Raw genomic sequence first — 2,186 nt, 5'->3', positions numbered from 1 at the left:
GGTCTGATGAATGCCTCAATGGGGGCAATGTTATCTCCACGACTCCAGATGGTGAAATCGAGTACACACTAGATAAGCACTTGAAGGTTGATGGGAGTCATGACACTCGCCTTTTAATACGCACTGAGCCAGCGCGATTGCCAGACCTTCCCCAATTAAGAAATATTTGGATTCTTTCTGTTTCGGGGAACCCTGTAAAATGGTTCCAAGGCCATAACATTTTTGGCACTTCCGACCTTTGCAATTTGGTCTATGAACTCTTTGATTCTTTAGCTAAAAAGTTTGGTAAAGAACAACCTGATTTTATTCGTGAAGGGATACGAGAAGGACAATATACGATTAGCCGTATCGATATAAATGGAATGTTTGAACTTGGTTCTCGTTTGGATGTTTTATCGTGGTTGTCTGCCCTTGAGCGAACAGCAAGAACACGGCACGGGACTGCGGTCGCCAAGGGCAACACGGTCTACTTTGGTAAGAATTCAGAAAGATGGAGTATCAAGTTTTACTCCAAGGGACAAGAGATTGAATCTCACAAACTTCCTGCCCCACTTCAACTAACCTCACTTCCTGATTTTGCCAATAACAAACTTAGGGCTGAACTTACTTTGAGAAGCAAGGAACTTGTTAAGCTTGGGCTGAATGTTGGATCTTCTTGGTTTAATATTGATATATGGGAAGTTTACAAAGAATACCTTGGGCGTGTGGAAATGAGTGACCAGAAACCAATTGATGATATTACCTTGAAGTTGCCGCGTCACCTCGGTCTAACTTACCTTTCCTGGAAGGAAGGCTACTGCCTTAAAACTACTCTTCCTAAACGAACTTTCTATCGACATCGCCGTGAGCTGCTTGAGTTTGGAATTGATATTTCCATACCAAACGCAAAGGAGCCGACCTCCAATGTTGTACCGCTAAATCGAGTTATTGAAATGCGCCCTTGTGGTATTCCAGATTGGGCATTTGGAACTGAATTGTTATTTGAACCGAGAAAATTATCGAGGGGATAATATTTTAATTTCGCCTTGGGCATGTTTCCTACAACATACCCAAGGCTAATCAAAACTAACTGTACTGGAGTTAATTATGACTAACTTAAATTATTCTATTTCTGGCTTAAAAGATCTACTTACTGACTTAGAAAATCTTTCGACCTGCATTGCAGGCTTACCAAAAGAACATGTAAGTGCCTCCGTTCTGGGGGAATTATCAGAGCAACAATACGAACTCATCCAATTTGTTAATGGTTACTGCATGATGCTCCAAGCACTCGAAGTAAATCCAAGCTTGTTGGAACAATAAAAATTTTGGGGCCTTGTGCCCCTTTTTTATTTTTCCGATAAGCCGACAAGCGGAACCCATGCCGAACCCTTGTCTAAATATTTGAATCCGCGCGTCAGCATCCCCTGCACCCTTGTGCGAATTTCGCATCCATTTCCCCACTTCCCAAAATATACATATAAATCAGTTGAGAATCTTTCTCACGAATTCGCATCCCTCAACGACGCACGACGAAGCGAGGCTGAGCGAAGGAGAAGGAGGAGAGGGTGCGGAATTCCGCAGTTAGTTCGAGTCGGGTCTTAGTGATACCCGACTTTTGTGCCACGGATGACACCACTACCTGCTAAATCCCCTTATTCCAGCGTGCTTCACACCCTCCGACTTTTGTGCCACGAAATGGCACTTGAGTCTTGACATCGGAATACTTCACTAATAATCTTGGTGCATCACCTTTTTACTTTGGATTACAAATGGCTACTGATAAGAGACGTATAACTATCTCATTACCCAAGGAATTGGATGAGGCTTTGGCGGAGTTCTCTGAGGTTAGCGGGCAAGCTCAATCGACTTTCGTTGTTCATTGTCTTCTTGAAAATGTTCAGGCTTTAAAGCTTATGACTCAAGCAATTAGAGAAGCTAAGAGCGGGAATATTAGCGGTTATGAAAGTTTAATGGCTCAAGCTCTTGGAACCACTCTTTTGAAGATGAATGGATCTTCTGACACTGAGGAATAGAAATGGGACACGGAAAGTTTGTCAGGTCTATCGAATCCGTTCCTCTGATTCCAGAGGTGCAGAAACTTTTAGAGGCTCATCGTAAGAATCCGGTGCCTGAGAACTTCGTTTCTCACGAGCCTACAAACCCTAGCCTTATGATTGACTGGCTTTCTGTTAAGTTCCTTTTTT

3 protein-coding genes are annotated in these 2,186 nt (G+C 42.9%); all 3 read left to right on the top strand.

What is annotated here, in order from left to right; genetic code table 11:
- On the top strand, positions 1-1,010 hold a 1,010-nt coding region (locus ACF8OV_RS02705), incomplete at its 5' end, for a phage/plasmid replication protein, II/X family (protein ID WP_392404324.1).
- 76 nt (positions 1,011-1,086) lie between these two features.
- The gene (locus tag ACF8OV_RS02700; protein WP_392404323.1) at positions 1,087-1,302 is read left to right on the top strand and encodes a hypothetical protein; all 216 of its coding nucleotides are present in this window, start codon (positions 1,087-1,089) and stop codon (positions 1,300-1,302) included.
- Positions 1,303-1,751: 449 nt separating this feature from the next.
- Entirely contained in the window at positions 1,752-2,015 is a 264-nt protein-coding gene (locus ACF8OV_RS02695; protein WP_276406274.1) for a hypothetical protein, read from the top strand.
- The last annotated feature ends 171 nt before the right edge of the window (positions 2,016-2,186 follow it).

This window comes from Vibrio sp. GLN_1, assembly GCF_043106015.1.
Classification (GTDB): domain Bacteria; phylum Pseudomonadota; class Gammaproteobacteria; order Enterobacterales; family Vibrionaceae; genus Vibrio; species Vibrio parahaemolyticus.
This window is presented reverse-complemented; position numbering and strand designations above follow the sequence as displayed.

What these genes read in the sequence shown, in the direction of transcription:
- ACF8OV_RS02700 (WP_392404323.1), top strand. Translation starts at nt 1,087, where the DNA reads ATGACTAACTTAAATTATTCTATTTCTGGCTTAAAAGATCTACTTACT.
- ACF8OV_RS02695 (WP_276406274.1), top strand. Translation starts at nt 1,752, where the DNA reads ATGGCTACTGATAAGAGACGTATAACTATCTCATTACCCAAGGAATTG.